Genomic DNA, 16,233 nt, shown 5'->3' with positions numbered 1-16,233 from the left:
CGGACGATGCCACGCTCGATACGACCGGTAACAACGGTACCACGACCCGAGATCGAGAATACGTCTTCGATTGGCATCAGGAACGGCTTGTCGATAGCGCGCTCTGGCTCTGGGATGTAGCTGTCCAGAGTTTCTACCAGTTTCTTGACGGCAGTGGTGCCCATCTCGTTGTCGTCTTTGCCTTCCAGAGCCATACGAGCCGAACCGATGATGATCGGAGTGTCGTCGCCTGGGAAGTCATAGGTGGACAGCAGGTCGCGAACTTCCATCTCGACCAGTTCCAGCAGCTCAGCGTCGTCTACCAGGTCAGCCTTGTTCAGGAAGACCACGATGTACGGAACGCCAACCTGACGGGACAGCAGGATGTGCTCACGGGTTTGTGGCATCGGACCATCGGCGGCCGAGCAAACCAGGATAGCGCCGTCCATCTGCGCAGCACCGGTGATCATGTTCTTCACATAGTCAGCGTGACCTGGGCAGTCGACGTGAGCGTAGTGACGGATCTTCGAGTTGTACTCGACGTGCGCGGTGTTGATGGTGATACCACGCGCTTTCTCTTCTGGAGCCGAGTCGATCTTGTCGAAGTCAACAACAGCCGAACCGAAAACTTCGGAGCAGACGCGAGTCAGAGCAGCAGTCAGAGTGGTTTTACCGTGGTCGACGTGACCGATGGTGCCAACGTTGACGTGCGGAAGGGAACGATCAAATTTTTCTTTAGCCACGACAGTGAACTCCTAGCCTAAAGGGGCTGAATCAGCCTTGTTTTTTAACGAGAGCTTCGACGATGTTCGACGGAGCTTCGGCGTATTTGGAGAATTCCATGGAGTAGCTCGCGCGACCCTGAGACATGGAACGAACGTCGGTCGCATAACCGAACATTTCCCCGAGCGGCACTTCAGCACGGACAACCTTGCCGGAGACCGAATCATCCATACCCTGGATCAGACCACGACGACGGTTCAGGTCACCCATCACGTCACCCATGTAGTCTTCTGGGGTTACAACTTCGACCTTCATGATCGGCTCGAGAACCACGCCACCGCCCTTCTGGGCCAGCTGCTTGGTTGCCATCGAAGCAGCGACCTTGAACGCCATTTCGTTGGAGTCGACGTCATGGTACGAACCGTCGAATACCGTGGCCTTGAGGCCGATCAGAGGATAACCGGCAACGACGCCGTTTTTCATCTGCTCTTCGATACCCTTCTGGATCGGGGCGATGAATTCCTTAGGAATCACACCACCAACGACTTCGTTGGTGAACACCAGACCTTCGGTGATGTTGCCTTTGTCGTCCACGTCCGGCTCCGAGAAACGGATCCAGCAGTGACCGAACTGACCACGACCACCCGACTGACGAACGAATTTACCTTCGATCTCAACGTTGGACTTGGTGATCTTCTCGCGGTACGAAACCTGCGGCTTGCCGATGTTGGCTTCGACGTTGAACTCGCGCTTCATGCGGTCAACGAGGATGTCCAGGTGCAGCTCACCCATACCCGAGATGATGGTCTGACCGGTTTCTTCATCGGTCTTGACGCGGAACGACGGGTCTTCCTGAGCCAGTTTGCCCAGTGCAATACCCATCTTCTCCTGGTCCTGCTTGGTTTTCGGCTCAACAGCAACCGAAATTACAGGCTCCGGGAAGTCCATACGCTCGAGGATGATCGGCTTGTCGGCGTTGCACAGGGTGTCACCAGTGGTGACGTCCTTCATGCCGATCAGAGCAGCGATGTCGCCTGCGCGTACTTCTTTGATCTCTTCACGCTGGTTGGCGTGCATCTGCACCATACGACCAACGCGCTCTTTCTTGCCCTTGACCGAGTTGATCACGGAGTCGCCCGAGCTCAGGAAGCCCGAGTACACGCGCACGAAAGTCAGAGTACCAACGAACGGGTCGGTGGCAATCTTGAACGCCAGAGCCGAGAACGGCTCGTCGTCGGAAGCATGACGCTCGTCGTAGTCGGCGTCGACCAGCTCTTCTTTCGACTTCTCGATCAGATCAGGGTGAATACCTTTGATCGCCGGGATTTCGGTAGGAGCAGGCAGGAACTCGATTACGGCGTCCAGAACCAGGGGAACGCCCTTGTTCTTGAACGAGGAACCGCAGACAGCCGGAACGATTTCGCCAGCCAGGGTGCGCGCGCGCAGACCGGCCTTGATTTCTTCGACGGTCAGCTCTTCGCCTTCCAGGTACTTGTTCATCAGCTCTTCGCTGGACTCGGCAGCAGCCTCGACCATTTCGGAGCGATACTTCTCAGCCAACTCGAGCATGTCGGCAGGAATTTCTTCCTCGCGCGGCGAAGTGCCCTTGTCGTCATCGTTCCAGTAGACAGCTTTCATCTTGATCAGGTCGACCTGACCCTGGAAGTTGTCTTCCGAACCGATTGCCAGCTGGATCGGAACCGGGGTGTGACCCAGGCGGTTCTTGATCTGGCCGATAACGCGCAGGAAGTCAGCGCCTGCACGGTCCATCTTGTTCACGTAGACAACACGTGGAACGCCGTACTTGTTGGCTTGACGCCATACGGTTTCGGACTGTGGCTCAACGCCGGAGGTACCGCAGAACACAACGACCGCGCCGTCGAGTACGCGCAGCGAACGCTCAACTTCAATGGTGAAGTCAACGTGGCCAGGGGTATCGATGACGTTTACGCGGTAGTTGTCGTACTGACCGGTAGAACCCTTCCAGAAGGTGGTAACGGCAGCGGAGGTAATGGTAATACCCCGCTCCTGCTCCTGCACCATCCAGTCGGTGGTCGCGGCGCCGTCATGCACCTCGCCCATCTTGTGGCTCAGGCCTGTGTAGAACAGGATCCGCTCGGTAGTGGTAGTTTTGCCCGCATCGACGTGCGCGCAAATACCAATGTTACGGTAGCGGTTAATTGCTGTAGTACGAGCCATAAAGCCCTCGCAAAATGATTGATGCTTGAATTAGAAGCGGTAGTGCGAGAATGCCTTGTTGGCTTCAGCCATACGGTGCACGTCTTCACGCTTCTTGACTGCAGCACCTTTGCCTTCAGCAGCATCCAGCAGCTCGCCAGCCAAGCGCAGAGCCATGGACTTCTCGCCGCGCTTGCGGGCGTAGTCTACGAGCCAGCGCATTGCCAGAGCGTTACGACGGGATGGACGAACTTCGACCGGAACCTGGTAAGTGGCACCGCCGACACGGCGGGACTTTACTTCGACCAGCGGAGCGATGGCGTCGAGAGCTTTCTCGAAGATTTCCAGGGGATCGCTGTTCTTGCGTTCTTTGACCTTGTCCAGCGCACCGTAAACGATACGCTCGGCAACGGCCTTCTTGCCGCTTTCCATCACGTGGTTCATGAACTTCGCGAGGATTTGCGATCCGTATTTTGGATCGTCCAGAATCTCACGTTTTGCTGCTACACGACGTCTTGGCATGATAAGCCCTCAAACGGTCTTCAGGTTAGCCCGGGACCTGGGTCTACGACCCCCGCCCGACCTTACTCTTATCGACTGAAAAAATTGATTATGTGCAAACGGCCGATTACTTCGGACGCTTGGTACCGTACTTCGAACGACCTTGGTTACGACCTTTGACGCCGGAGGTATCCAGGGAGCCGCGAACGGTGTGGTAACGAACACCTGGCAAGTCTTTTACACGGCCGCCACGGATCAGGACGACGCTGTGCTCTTGCAGGTTGTGGCCTTCACCGCCGATGTACGAGGAAACCTCGAAACCGTTGGTCAGACGCACACGGCATACTTTACGCAGTGCCGAGTTAGGTTTTTTCGGCGTGGTGGTGTACACACGGGTGCACACGCCACGACGTTGCGGGCAGTTCTGCAGCGCAGGTACGTCGGATTTCTCGACGGTACGCTTACGCGGCTGACGTACCAGCTGGTTGATAGTTGCCATCTACTAGCTCCACTGATTGTCTTGCGACGCTATTGTCTTGCAAGAAAGCCTAAAATTGACGAGACGGAGCCTCACCAAATTTAAGGGTACAAAAGTCTAAAGAGGTTCTTGCACCCAGTCAAGACAAGGCCCCGGCCCTCCCCGCCCGGTGATCGGTAACATTGCATGTCACCAAGCACCGCGGAGAGGGGCCGGGGCCCCGCCCTGTTACTTAATTACCGCTGGAATTCAACGCTTCGGTCAGTGCGGCTTCCACCTCACTGGCACTTACGCGCAGCGGTTTGTCGGCATCACGGCGACGCTTGCGCTCGCTGTGGTAAGCCAGACCGGTACCGGCCGGGATCAGACGGCCGACGACCACGTTCTCTTTCAGGCCGCGCAGGTAATCGCGCTTGCCGGTTACCGCCGCTTCGGTCAGTACACGGGTGGTTTCCTGGAAGGAAGCCGCCGAGATGAACGATTCGGTGGACAGCGAGGCCTTGGTGATACCCAGCAGCACACGGGTGAACTTGGAGATGAACTTGTCATCGGCTGCGAGACGCTCGTTCTCGACCAGCACGTGAGTCAGTTCCATCTGGTCGCCCTTGATGAAGCTGGAGTCGCCCGACTCGGCAATCTCGACCTTACGCAGCATCTGACGCAGGATGGTCTCGATGTGCTTGTCGTTGATCTTAACGCCTTGCAGACGGTAAACGTCCTGGATCTCGTTGACGATGTACTTCGCCAGCGCGCTGACACCCAGCAGACGCAGGATATCATGCGGATCGCTTGGACCGTCGGAGATAACTTCGCCGCGGTTGACCTGTTCGCCTTCGAAGACGTTCAGGTGGCGCCACTTCGGAATCAGCTCTTCGTACGGATCGCTACCGTCGGTCGGAGTGATGACCAGACGACGCTTGCCTTTGGTCTCTTTACCGAACGCGATGGTACCGCTGACTTCCGCCAGGATCGAAGCTTCTTTCGGACGACGTGCTTCGAACAAGTCGGCAACACGTGGCAGACCACCGGTGATGTCACGGGTCTTCGACGTTTCTTGCGGGATCCGCGCGATAACGTCACCAACACCGATCTGGGCACCGTCAGCTACACCTACCAAGGCGTTGGCCGGCAGGAAGTACTGAGCAGGTACGTCGGTACCTGGCAGCATCAAATCCTTGCCATTGGCGTCGACCATCTTGATGGCCGGACGGATTTCCTTGCCAGCGGCAGGGCGATCCTTGGCGTCCAGGACTTCAATGTTGGTCAAACCAGTCAACTCGTCAGTCTGACGCTTGATGGTGATGTTTTCTTCCATGCCCACGAAGGTCACGGTACCTTTCAGCTCGGTAACGATCGGGTGGGTGTGCGGGTCCCACTTGGCGACGATTGCGCCTGCGTCGACCTTGTCACCTTCCTTGACCGAAATCACGGCGCCGTAAGGCAGCTTGTAGCGCTCACGCTCACGACCGAATTCGTCGGCAATGGCCAGCTCGCCGGAACGCGATACAGCAACCAGGTTGCCGTCAGCACGCTCTACCTGCTTGAGGTTATGCAGACGAACCATACCGCCGTTCTTCACCTGGACGCTGTCGGCAGCCGAGGTCCGGCTGGCAGCACCACCGATGTGGAACGTACGCATGGTCAGCTGGGTACCCGGCTCACCGATGGACTGGGCAGCGATTACGCCGACCGCTTCACCGATGTTCACCTGGTGACCGCGAGCCAGGTCACGACCGTAGCACTTGGCGCAGATACCGAAGCGAGTTTCACAGCTGATCGGCGAACGAACGATAACTTCGTCGATGCTGTTGAGCTCAATGAACTCAACCCACTTCTCGTCGACCAGGGTACCGGCCGGAACGATGACATCGTCGGTGCCAGGTTTGAACACATCACGGGCGATTACTCGACCCAGTACGCGCTCACCCAATGGCTCGACCACGTCACCGCCTTCGATGTGCGGAGTCATCAGCAGGCCCTGATCAGTGCCGCAATCGATCTCGGTAACCACCAGATCTTGCGCCACGTCGACCAGACGACGAGTCAGGTAACCCGAGTTCGCAGTCTTCAAGGCGGTATCCGCCAGACCCTTACGAGCACCGTGCGTCGAGATGAAGTACTGCAGAACGCTCAGACCTTCACGGAAGTTCGCGGTGATCGGCGTCTCGATGATCGAGCCGTCCGGCTTGGCCATCAGACCACGCATACCGGCCAACTGACGAATCTGAGCTGCCGAACCCCGAGCACCGGAGTCAGCCATCATGTACATCGAGTTGAAGGACTCTTGGTCGACTTCGTCGCCATTGCGGTCGATGACTTTCTCTTTCGAGAGGTTGGCCATCATCGCCTTGGAGACTTCGTCGTTCGCCTTGGACCACAAGTCGATGACCTTGTTGTACTTCTCGCCCTGGGTTACCAGGCCGGAGGCGTACTGGCTCTCGATTTCCTTCACTTCTTCGGTGGCAGCACCGATGATGCGGGCTTTTTCGTCCGGGATAACGAAGTCGTTAACACCGATCGAAACGCCGGAAATGGTCGAGTAGGCAAAGCCGGTGTACATCAGCTGGTCAGCGAAGATAACGGTCTCTTTCAGACCAACCACGCGGTAGCACTGGTTGATCAGCTTGGAGATGGCCTTTTTCTTCATTGGCTGGTTGACCACGTCGTACGACAGACCTGGTGGTACAACCTGGAACAGCAGTGCACGGCCGACAGTGGTGTCGACGATACGGGTGTTCTTGACGCTGCCGCCATCACGGTCGTTCACGGTTTCGTTGATACGAACCTTGATCTTGGCGTGCAGGGCAGCTTCGCCGGCGCGGAATACCCGGTCGACTTCCTGCAGGTCAGCGAAGACGCGACCTTCGCCCTTGGCGTTGATGGCTTCACGGGTCATGTAGTACAGACCCAGTACGACGTCCTGCGACGGAACGATGATTGGCTCACCGTTAGCTGGCGACAGAATGTTGTTGGTGGACATCATCAGCGCGCGCGCTTCGAGCTGGGCTTCCAGCGTCAGCGGCACGTGCACGGCCATCTGGTCACCGTCGAAGTCGGCGTTGTACGCAGCACAGACCAGCGGGTGCAGCTGGATAGCCTTACCTTCGATCAGTACCGGTTCAAACGCCTGAATGCCAAGACGGTGAAGGGTCGGTGCACGGTTGAGCAGTACGGGGTGTTCGCGGATCACCTCGGCGAGCACGTCCCAGACCTCTGGCAGCTCGCGCTCGACCATCTTCTTGGCAGCCTTGATGGTGGTCGCCAGACCACGCATTTCCAGCTTGCCGAAAATGAACGGCTTGAACAGCTCGAGAGCCATCTTCTTCGGCAGACCGCACTGGTGCAGGCGCAGGGTCGGGCCTACGGTAATTACCGAACGGCCGGAGTAGTCCACGCGCTTGCCGAGCAAGTTCTGACGGAAGCGACCTTGCTTACCTTTGATCATGTCAGCCAGCGACTTCAGCGGACGCTTGTTCGAGCCAGTGATGGCGCGACCACGACGGCCGTTGTCGAGCAGGGCGTCGACCGCTTCCTGCAGCATGCGCTTTTCGTTGCGCACGATGATGTCCGGAGCCGACAGGTCAAGCAGACGCTTGAGACGGTTGTTCCGGTTGATCACGCGGCGGTACAGGTCGTTCAGGTCGGAGGTCGCGAAGCGGCCACCATCCAGTGGTACCAGCGGACGCAGGTCCGGCGGCAGTACTGGCAGAACGGTCAGGACCATCCACTCAGGCAGGTTGCCCGAGCCCTGGAAAGCTTCCATCAGCTTCAGGCGCTTGGACAGCTTCTTGATCTTGGTTTCCGAGTTGGTTTGCGGAATTTCTTCGCGCAGGCGGCCAATCTCGTGCTCCAGGTCGATAGCGTGCAGCAGCTCGCGAACAGCCTCGGCACCCATGCGGGCGTCGAAGTCATCACCGAACTCTTCCAGCGCTTCGAAGTACTGCTCGTCGTTGAGCAGCTGACCCTTCTCCAGAGTGGTCATGCCCGGGTCGATAACGACGTAGCTCTCGAAGTAGAGAACGCGCTCGATATCACGCAGGGTCATGTCCATCAGCAGGCCGATACGGGACGGCAGCGACTTCAGGAACCAGATGTGGGCGACTGGCGAGGCCAGTTCGATGTGCGCCATGCGCTCACGACGAACCTTGGCCAGGGCGACTTCAACGCCGCACTTCTCGCAGATCACACCACGGTGTTTCAGGCGCTTGTACTTACCGCACAGGCACTCGTAGTCCTTGACTGGGCCAAAGATCTTGGCGCAGAACAGGCCGTCACGCTCAGGTTTGAACGTACGGTAGTTGATGGTTTCCGGTTTTTTAACTTCACCGAACGACCACGAACGGATCATCTCAGGCGACGCGAGGCCGATGCGAATGGCATCGAACTCTTCGACTTGACCCTGGTTTTTCAGCAAATTCAGTAGGTCTTTCAAGGCCTTTCCTCCTGGCGGAGCAAGGAGCGGGCTGTTACAGCCCCGCTCCCATTCGCGTCACGTGTTATTCGGTTTCCAGATCGATATCGATACCGAGCGAACGGATCTCTTTGATCAACACGTTGAAGGACTCGGGCATGCCCGGCTCCATACGGTGATCGCCATCCACGATGTTTTTGTACATCTTGGTACGGCCGTTCACGTCGTCCGACTTCACTGTGAGCATTTCTTGCAGAGTGTACGCCGCGCCGTATGCTTCCAGCGCCCAGACTTCCATCTCCCCGAAACGCTGACCACCGAACTGCGCCTTACCACCCAGCGGCTGCTGGGTAACCAGGCTGTACGAACCAGTGGAACGCGCGTGCATCTTGTCGTCCACCAAGTGGTTCAGCTTGAGCATGTACATGTAACCAACGGTCACCGGACGCTCGAACTTGTTGCCGGTACGGCCGTCGAACAGCACCATCTGGCCGCTTTCTGGCATGTCAGCCAGTTTCAGCATGGCCTTGATTTCGCTTTCCTTGGCACCGTCGAAGACTGGAGTAGCCATAGGCACGCCTTTCTTCAGGTTGTGCGCCAGAGCAAGGATCTCAGCGTCGGTGAAGTCTTCCAGGCTTTCCTGACGACCGCCGATCTCGTTGTAGATCTCGGTGAGGAAGCTGCGCAGCTCAGTGGCTTTGCGCTGCTCTTCGATCATCCGGTCGATCTTCTCGCCCAGACCTTTGGCCGCGAGGCCGAGGTGGGTTTCGAGGATCTGCCCGACGTTCATACGCGATGGTACGCCCAGCGGGTTCAGTACGACGTCTACCGGAGTACCGTTGGCGTCGTGCGGCATGTCTTCGACCGGCATGATCACCGAGACCACACCTTTGTTACCGTGACGGCCGGCCATCTTGTCGCCCGGCTGAATGCGGCGGCGGATAGCCAGGTAGACCTTGACGATCTTCAGTACGCCCGGTGCCAGATCATCGCCCTGCTGCAGCTTGCGCTTCTTGTCTTCGAACTTGTCGTCGAGCAGACGGCGACGATCGACGATGTAGGCCTGGGCCTTCTCGAGCTGATCGTTGAGCGCGTCTTCGGCCATGCGCAGTTTGAACCACTGGCCGTGCTCCAGACCGTCGAGGACTTCGTCGCTGACCACGGTGCCTTTTTTCAGGCCCGCGCCACCGTCGACAACCTGGCCGTTCAGCGCCGAGCGCAGACGCTCGAAGGTTGCGCCTTCAACGATGCGGAACTCTTCGTTCAGATCCTTGCGGATCTCGTCCAGCTGGGTCTTCTCGATGGACAGGGCACGGCTGTCGCGCTCAACGCCGTCACGAGTGAAGACCTGCACGTCGATGACAGTACCTTTGGTGCCGGTTGGCACGCGCAGGGAGGTGTCTTTAACGTCGCTGGCTTTTTCACCGAAGATTGCACGCAGCAGTTTTTCTTCCGGAGTCAGTTGGGTCTCGCCTTTCGGAGTGACCTTGCCGACCAGGATGTCGCCAGCGCCGACTTCAGCACCCACGTAAACGATACCGGCTTCGTCCAGTTTGTTCAGTGCAGCTTCACCCACGTTCGGGATGTCTGCAGTGATTTCCTCAGGCCCAAGCTTGGTGTCACGCGCCACACAGGTCAGTTCCTGAATGTGGATAGTGGTGAAGCGATCTTCCTGAACCACGCGCTCCGACAGACAGATGGAGTCTTCGAAGTTGAAGCCGTTCCACGCCATGAACGCGATGCGCATGTTCTGACCCAGAGCCAGCTCACCCATATCGGTGGACGGACCGTCAGCCATGATGTCATGACGCTTGACCACATCACCCTTGCTGACCAGCGGACGCTGGTTGATGCAGGTGTTCTGGTTCGAGCGGGTGTACTTGGTCAGGTTGTAGATGTCGACACCGGCTTCACCGGTTTCAACTTCGTCATCTGCAACGCGAACCACGATACGGCTGGCATCGACCGAGTCGATAACGCCGCCACGGCGAGCCACGACGCAGACGCCGGAGTCACGGGCAACGTTGCGCTCCATGCCGGTACCTACCAGCGGCTTGTCGGCGCGCAGGGTTGGTACAGCCTGACGCTGCATGTTCGAACCCATCAACGCACGGTTGGCGTCGTCGTGCTCGAGGAACGGAATCAGCGACGCTGCAACCGAAACTACCTGCTTCGGCGAAACGTCCATCAGGGTGACGTCTTCCGGCGCCTTGACGGTGAATTCGTTCAGGTGACGTACTGCTACCAGTTCGTCGATCAGACGCTTGTCTTCGCTCATGGTGGCCGAAGCCTGGGCGATGACGTGGTCAGCTTCTTCGATCGCCGACAGGAACACGATGTCGTCGGAAACCACACCCTCTTTCACCACGCGGTACGGGCTCTCGAGGAAGCCGTACTGGTTGGTGCGAGCATACGCCGCCAAGGAGTTGATCAGACCGATGTTCGGACCTTCAGGGGTCTCGATCGGGCACACACGGCCGTAGTGGGTCGGGTGTACGTCACGGACTTCAAAGCCAGCGCGCTCACGGGTCAGACCGCCAGGGCCGAGTGCAGAGACACGACGCTTGTGGGTAATTTCCGAGAGCGGGTTGTTCTGGTCCATGAACTGCGAGAGCTGGCTGGAACCGAAGAACTCTTTCACCGCCGCCGCAACCGGCTTGGCGTTGATCAGGTCTTGCGGCATCAGGCCTTCGCTTTCTGCCATCGACAGACGCTCTTTGACCGCACGCTCAACGCGCACCAGGCCAACCCGGAACTGGTTCTCGGCCATCTCACCAACACAACGCACACGGCGGTTGCCGAGGTGGTCGATGTCGTCGACGATGCCTTTACCGTTACGGATGTCGACCAGAGTCTTCAGCACGTCAACGATGTCTTCCTTGCTCAACACGCCCGAACCTTCGATCTCGGAGCGACCGATACGACGGTTGAACTTCATACGGCCAACAGCGGACAGATCGTACCGCTCGGCGCTGAAGAACAGGTTGTTGAACAGGGTCTCGGCGGCATCCTTGGTTGGCGGCTCGCCTGGACGCATCATCCGGTAGATCTCGACCAGCGCTTCCAGTTGGTTGCTGGTGGTGTCGATCTTCAGGGTGTCCGAAATGAACGGACCGCAGTCGATGTCGTTGGTGTACAGCGTCTCGAGGCGAACAACCTGAGCCTTGGCGATCTTGATCAGCAGCTCGGTGGTCAGCTCGGTGTTGCACTCAGCCAGGATCTCGCCGGTAGCCGGATGCACGATTGCCTTGGCAGTGGTGCGACCCAGTACGTACTCCATCGGCACGTCCAGCTGCTTGACGCCAGCCTTCTCGAGCTGATTGATGTGGCGTGCAGTGATACGACGGCCTTGCTCGACGATGACTTTGCCATTTTCGTCATGGATGTCCATGACCGCAACTTCACCGCGCAGGCGCTGAGGTACCAGCTCCAGGCTCAGGCTTTCACCGGTAACGTGGAACACGTTGGTGGTGTAGAAGGCGTTCAGTACCTCTTCGGTGCTGTAGCCCAGCGCGCGCAGCAGTACCGAGGCCGGCAGTTTGCGGCGACGGTCGATACGCACGAATACGCAGTCTTTCGGGTCGAACTCGAAGTCCAACCAGGAGCCGCGGTAAGGAATGATACGAGCCGAGTACAGCAGTTTGCCCGAGCTGTGCGTCTTGCCACGGTCGTGGTCGAAGAACACACCCGGCGAACGGTGCAGCTGGGAAACGATCACACGCTCGGTACCGTTGATAACGAAGGTACCGTTCTCAGTCATCAGGGGAATTTCACCCATGTAGACTTCTTGCTCTTTGATGTCCTTGATCGCTTTGTTCGACGACTCTTTGTCGAAGATGATCAGACGGACCTTGACCCGCAGCGGTACGGCGAACGTCACGCCGCGCAGGACGCATTCCTTGACGTCGAAAGCCGGTTCGCCCAGACGATAGCCAACGTACTCCAGGGCAGCGTTGCCGGAGTAGCTGATGATCGGGAAGACCGACTTGAAGGCAGCATGCAGACCGACGTCGCGGAACTGATCCTTGGATGCTCCCGCTTGCAGGAATTCGCGATACGAATCCAGCTGGATGGCCAGGAGGTAAGGCACATCCATCACGTCCGGCAACTTGCTAAAGTCCTTGCGGATACGTTTTTTCTCAGTGTATGAGTAAGCCATCAGCGTTCCCCAGCTTGGTCACCTGCTTGTTTGGCGTCTCCCGGCGGGAGCAACCAGAAAATCGTGCAAACCCCATGGTTTGCTCCACCCTCTAGGTGGCTACAGCACGTTATCGGGGCCGACCTGGTCGGCCGCCAATAACGGAAAAAGGCCGGTGGCAAAAGCCACCAGCCGTCAGCCTTAGCTCAACGCTCCGGCTGGAGTCGCAAAGTCGAAATTACTTCAGTTCGACTTTAGCGCCTGCTTCTTCCAGCTTCTTCTTGGCGTCTTCAGCGGCTTCTTTCGAAACGCCTTCAGCTACAACCTGAGGAGCGCCATCGACTTTCTCTTTGGCTTCTTTCAGGCCGAGACCGGTCAGTTCACGAACTGCCTTGATCACGTTTACTTTCTTCTCGCCAGCTTCCAGCAGAACGACGTTGAATTCGGTCTGCTCTTCAACAACGGCGGCAGCAGCAGCTGGGCCAGCAGCGGCAACAGCGGCGGTCACGCCGAAGGTTTCTTCCATTGCTTTGATCAGTTCAACAACTTCCAGAACGGTTTTCTGGCCGATTGCTTCGATGATTTGTTCGTTAGTCAGGGACATTGACTTAAATCCTGTATTGGGGTGAAGGCCTACGCAGCCATCAAATTAAACGTATGATTTTGAAAGCGCTTCGTTGCCTTAGGCAGCGGTAGCTTCTTTCTGGTCGCGAATGGCTGCCAGGGTACGAGCCAGCTTGCTGGTAGCGCCTTGGATAACGCTCATCAGCCTTGCGATGGCTTCGTCGCGGGTCGGCAGGGTAGCCAACACGTCGATTTCGTTCGCTGCAATGAACTTGCCGTCAAACGCAGCTGCCTTGATCTCGAACTTGTCCTGACCCTTGGCGAACTCTTTGAACAGACGAGCAGCAGCGCCCGGGTGTTCGTTGGAGAAAGCGATCAGGGTCGGGCCAGTGAAGGCGTCGTTGAGGACACTGAAGTCAGTGCCAGCAACAGCGCGCTTGAGCAGGGTGTTACGTACAACACGTACGTATACGCCAGCTTCACGAGCCTCTTTACGGAGTCCGGTCATTGCGCCTACAGTCACACCACGGGCATCAGCCACGACAGCGGACAGAGCGACTTTGGCAGCCTCGTTGACTTCAGCGACGATGGCCTTCTTGTCTTCGAGTTTAATTGCCACGGGTAAAACTCCTGCTTGTTACCGTTTCATCTGGCCGAAGCCGGATGTCGTTTTGGTGTCTGATTCGGTAAGGAACCGGGAGCACCATCTGCGTAGGCTGGGTGTTTAAGGCTTGCGCCGCCTACGGTCTTGGATAGCCCCCGCCAGGCAGGGACCCCAATTTTTGCAGCTGGCGTGCCTGAGCACGCCGGCTTTGTCTTACGCGTCCAGCGAGCTCTGGTCGATGACCAGACCTGGGCCCATAGTGGTGCTCAGGGTAACGCGCTTGACGTAGATACCTTTCGAGGAAGCCGGCTTGATACGCTTCAGATCAGCGATCAGGGCTTCAACGTTTTCCTTCAGCTTGCCGGCTTCGAAGCCAACCTTGCCAACGGAGGTGTGGATGATACCGTTTTTGTCGGTGCGGTAGCGAACCTGACCAGCTTTGGCGTTTTTAACCGCGGTAGCTACGTCTGGAGTCACGGTACCAACCTTCGGGTTAGGCATCAGGCCACGAGGACCGAGAACCTGGCCGAGTTGACCAACAACGCGCATGGCATCCGGGGATGCGATGACTACGTCGTAGTTCAGGTCGCCGGCTTTCATTTCGGCAGCCAGATCGTCCATGCCTACACGGTCAGCGCCGGCAGCCAGAGCGGCTTCAGCAGCAGGACCCTGGGTGAACACGGCAACGCGTACGGTCTTGCCAGTGCCGTGTGGCAGCACAGTAGCGCTACGAACGACCTGGTCGGATTTACGCGGGTCAACACCGAGGTTGACGGCAACGTCGAAGGATTCGCTGAACTTCACGGTGGAGAGTTCGGCCAGCAGCACTGCTGCGTCTTCGAAGTTGTAGACTTTGCCAGCTTCGATTTTCGAAGCAATAGCCTTTTGGCGCTTGGTCAGCTTAGCCATTACACACCCTCCACGTTGAGGCCCATGCTGCGAGCAGAACCGGCGATGGTACGCACGGCTGCATCCAGGTCAGCGGCAGTCAGATCAGCCTCTTTGGTCTTGGCGATCTCTTCCAGCTGAGCACGGGTCACAGTACCCACCTTGACGGTGTTAGGACGCGCGGAGCCGCTGGTCAGGCCAGCTGCTTTTTTCAGCAGAACCGAAGCAGGGGTGCTTTTGGTTTCGAAGGTGAAGCTACGGTCACTGTAAACAGTGATGATCACAGGAGTCGGCAGGCCGGCTTCTTGACCCTGAGTACGGGCGTTGAAGGCCTTGCAGAATTCCATGATGTTCACACCGTGTTGACCCAGTGCTGGACCAACGGGTGGGCTAGGGTTGGCCTGGCCGGCCTTTACTTGCAGCTTGATGTAAGCCTGAATCTTCTTAGCCATGAGCTACTCCAATATCGGGTACGAACGCCTGAAGGCTCCCCGGATTACGTGCGTTTTATCCCAGTGACGACAAAACCCCGCAGCACATAGGGCTGCGGGGTATGGGATGCGTCGTTCGCCTAGACCTTCTCGACCTGGCCGAACTCGAGTTCCACCGGAGTGGAACGACCGAAAATGAGCACCGCCACCTGGAGCCGGCTCTTTTCGTAGTTAACTTCTTCAACGGTACCGTTGAAATCAGCAAAGGGACCGTCAACAACACGAACCACTTCACCTGGCTCAAAGAGCGTTTTTGGCTTCGGCTTGTCGCTGCCGTCGGCAACGCGACGCAGAATAGCCTCAGCTTCTTTATCGGTGATGGGTGCAGGCTTGTCTGCAGTACCACCAATGAAGCCCATTACACGAGGGGTATCCTTGACAAGGTGCCAAGTACCTTCGTTCATTTCCATCTGGACCAACACATAGCCAGGAAAGAACTTACGCTCGCTCTTGCGCTTCTGGCCATTGCGCATTTCGACGACTTCTTCGGTCGGAACCAGAATTTCGCCGAAACCGTCTTCCATGCCAGCCAGCTTGACACGCTCAGTCAAAGAGCGCATCACATGCTTCTCGTAACCCGAGTAAGCATGCACAACGTACCAACGCTTAGCCACGGGACACCCTTAACCAACAATCAAGGAAACCGCCCAGCCGAGCAGGGAGTCGAGACCCCACAGCAGCAGTGCCATAACCAATACAACGACCACAACGATAAGCGTGGTTTGCATGGTTTCTTGGCGGGTCGGCCACACGACTTTACGGATCTCGGTACGAGCTTCCTTCGCCAACGCAAAGAACGACTTGCCCTTTGCAGTCTGCAAGGCAACGAAGCCAGCAGCAGCAGCCAGAGCTAGAAGTGCGAGTACGCGGTACAGAATCGGAGAGGCGGAGTAATATTGATTACCCACGACACCAACGACTACCAGTGCAACAACAGCGAGCCACTTGAAAAGATCAAAACGCGAATCTTGGGCTTCAGTTTTGGGAGTCATCGAGGAGGATCCTGTGAGAAGAAAGCCAATCACACCGAGGTGAATGGCAGGTCAGGAGGGAATCGAACCCCCAACCTACGGTTTTGGAGACCGTCGCTCTGCCAATTGAGCTACTGACCTTTAACACTGTACCAGGCCGGCCATTATGCCGGCCTGATCTTATGAAATCAACTACTTATTCAATAATTTTTGCTACGACGCCGGCGCCGACGGTACGACCGCCTTCACGGATAGCGAAGCGCAGACCGTCTTCCATTGCGATGGTCTTGATCAGAGTGACTTCCAT

12 protein-coding genes, 1 tRNA gene and 1 pseudogene are annotated in these 16,233 nt (G+C 57.4%); all 14 read right to left on the bottom strand.

All coding sequences use genetic code 11. The features are described from left to right. On the bottom strand, window positions 1-722 hold a 722-nt coding region (locus tag M2396_RS24095; protein ID WP_259078991.1), incomplete at its 3' end, for a GTP-binding protein. A gap of 31 nt (window positions 723-753) precedes the next feature. Further along, window positions 754-2,901, bottom strand: a complete 2,148-nt coding sequence (fusA, locus tag M2396_RS24090) for an elongation factor G (protein ID WP_101322347.1) — start codon at window positions 2,899-2,901, stop codon at window positions 754-756. Window positions 2,902-2,931: 30 nt separating this feature from the next. Then, window positions 2,932-3,402 (bottom strand): 30S ribosomal protein S7, encoded by a 471-nt coding sequence (rpsG, locus tag M2396_RS24085; RefSeq protein ID WP_008089143.1) that lies wholly within the window; start codon window positions 3,400-3,402, stop codon window positions 2,932-2,934. Between the two features lie 106 nt (window positions 3,403-3,508). Next, window positions 3,509-3,880 carry a 30S ribosomal protein S12 gene (gene rpsL / locus M2396_RS24080; RefSeq protein WP_003257088.1) on the bottom strand — a complete coding sequence of 124 codons (372 nt, stop codon included), beginning with the start codon at window positions 3,878-3,880 and terminating at the stop codon, window positions 3,509-3,511. 211 nt (window positions 3,881-4,091) lie between these two features. Continuing rightward, window positions 4,092-8,291, bottom strand: coding sequence for a DNA-directed RNA polymerase subunit beta' (gene rpoC, locus M2396_RS24075; protein WP_101322348.1), 4,200 nt, complete (start codon window positions 8,289-8,291; stop codon window positions 4,092-4,094). 64 nt (window positions 8,292-8,355) lie between these two features. Then, window positions 8,356-12,429, bottom strand: coding sequence for a DNA-directed RNA polymerase subunit beta (rpoB, locus tag M2396_RS24070; RefSeq protein ID WP_101322349.1), 4,074 nt, complete (start codon window positions 12,427-12,429; stop codon window positions 8,356-8,358). Between the two features lie 217 nt (window positions 12,430-12,646). Next, on the bottom strand, window positions 12,647-13,012 hold the full coding sequence (gene rplL, locus M2396_RS24065; RefSeq protein WP_033703494.1) for a 50S ribosomal protein L7/L12: 366 nt from the start codon (window positions 13,010-13,012) through the stop codon (window positions 12,647-12,649). Window positions 13,013-13,090: 78 nt separating this feature from the next. Continuing rightward, window positions 13,091-13,591 (bottom strand): 50S ribosomal protein L10, encoded by a 501-nt coding sequence (gene rplJ, locus M2396_RS24060; protein WP_101322350.1) that lies wholly within the window; start codon window positions 13,589-13,591, stop codon window positions 13,091-13,093. A gap of 198 nt (window positions 13,592-13,789) precedes the next feature. Next, the gene (gene rplA, locus M2396_RS24055; RefSeq protein ID WP_101322351.1) at window positions 13,790-14,485 is read right to left on the bottom strand and encodes a 50S ribosomal protein L1; all 696 of its coding nucleotides are present in this window, start codon (window positions 14,483-14,485) and stop codon (window positions 13,790-13,792) included. Then, window positions 14,485-14,916 carry a 50S ribosomal protein L11 gene (gene rplK / locus M2396_RS24050; RefSeq protein WP_103435168.1) on the bottom strand — a complete coding sequence of 144 codons (432 nt, stop codon included), beginning with the start codon at window positions 14,914-14,916 and terminating at the stop codon, window positions 14,485-14,487. Before rplK ends, rplA begins: the two co-directional genes overlap by 1 nt. Window positions 14,917-15,035: 119 nt before the next feature. After that, entirely contained in the window at window positions 15,036-15,569 is a 534-nt protein-coding gene (gene nusG, locus M2396_RS24045; protein WP_101322353.1) for a transcription termination/antitermination protein NusG, read from the bottom strand. Between the two features lie 9 nt (window positions 15,570-15,578). After that, entirely contained in the window at window positions 15,579-15,947 is a 369-nt protein-coding gene (gene secE, locus M2396_RS24040; RefSeq protein ID WP_101322354.1) for a preprotein translocase subunit SecE, read from the bottom strand. A gap of 44 nt (window positions 15,948-15,991) precedes the next feature. After that, window positions 15,992-16,067, bottom strand: a tRNA-Trp gene (locus M2396_RS24035). A gap of 55 nt (window positions 16,068-16,122) precedes the next feature. Continuing rightward, a pseudogene (locus M2396_RS24030) lies at window positions 16,123-16,233 on the bottom strand (elongation factor Tu); the annotation flags it as partial.

Origin of the sequence: Pseudomonas sp. BIGb0278 (assembly GCF_024809895.1) — a bacterium.
GTDB classification, from domain to species: domain Bacteria; phylum Pseudomonadota; class Gammaproteobacteria; order Pseudomonadales; family Pseudomonadaceae; genus Aquipseudomonas; species Aquipseudomonas shirazensis.
The sequence above is the reverse complement of the archived record's forward strand: the minus strand, read 5'-3'. Positions and strand labels throughout refer to the sequence as shown.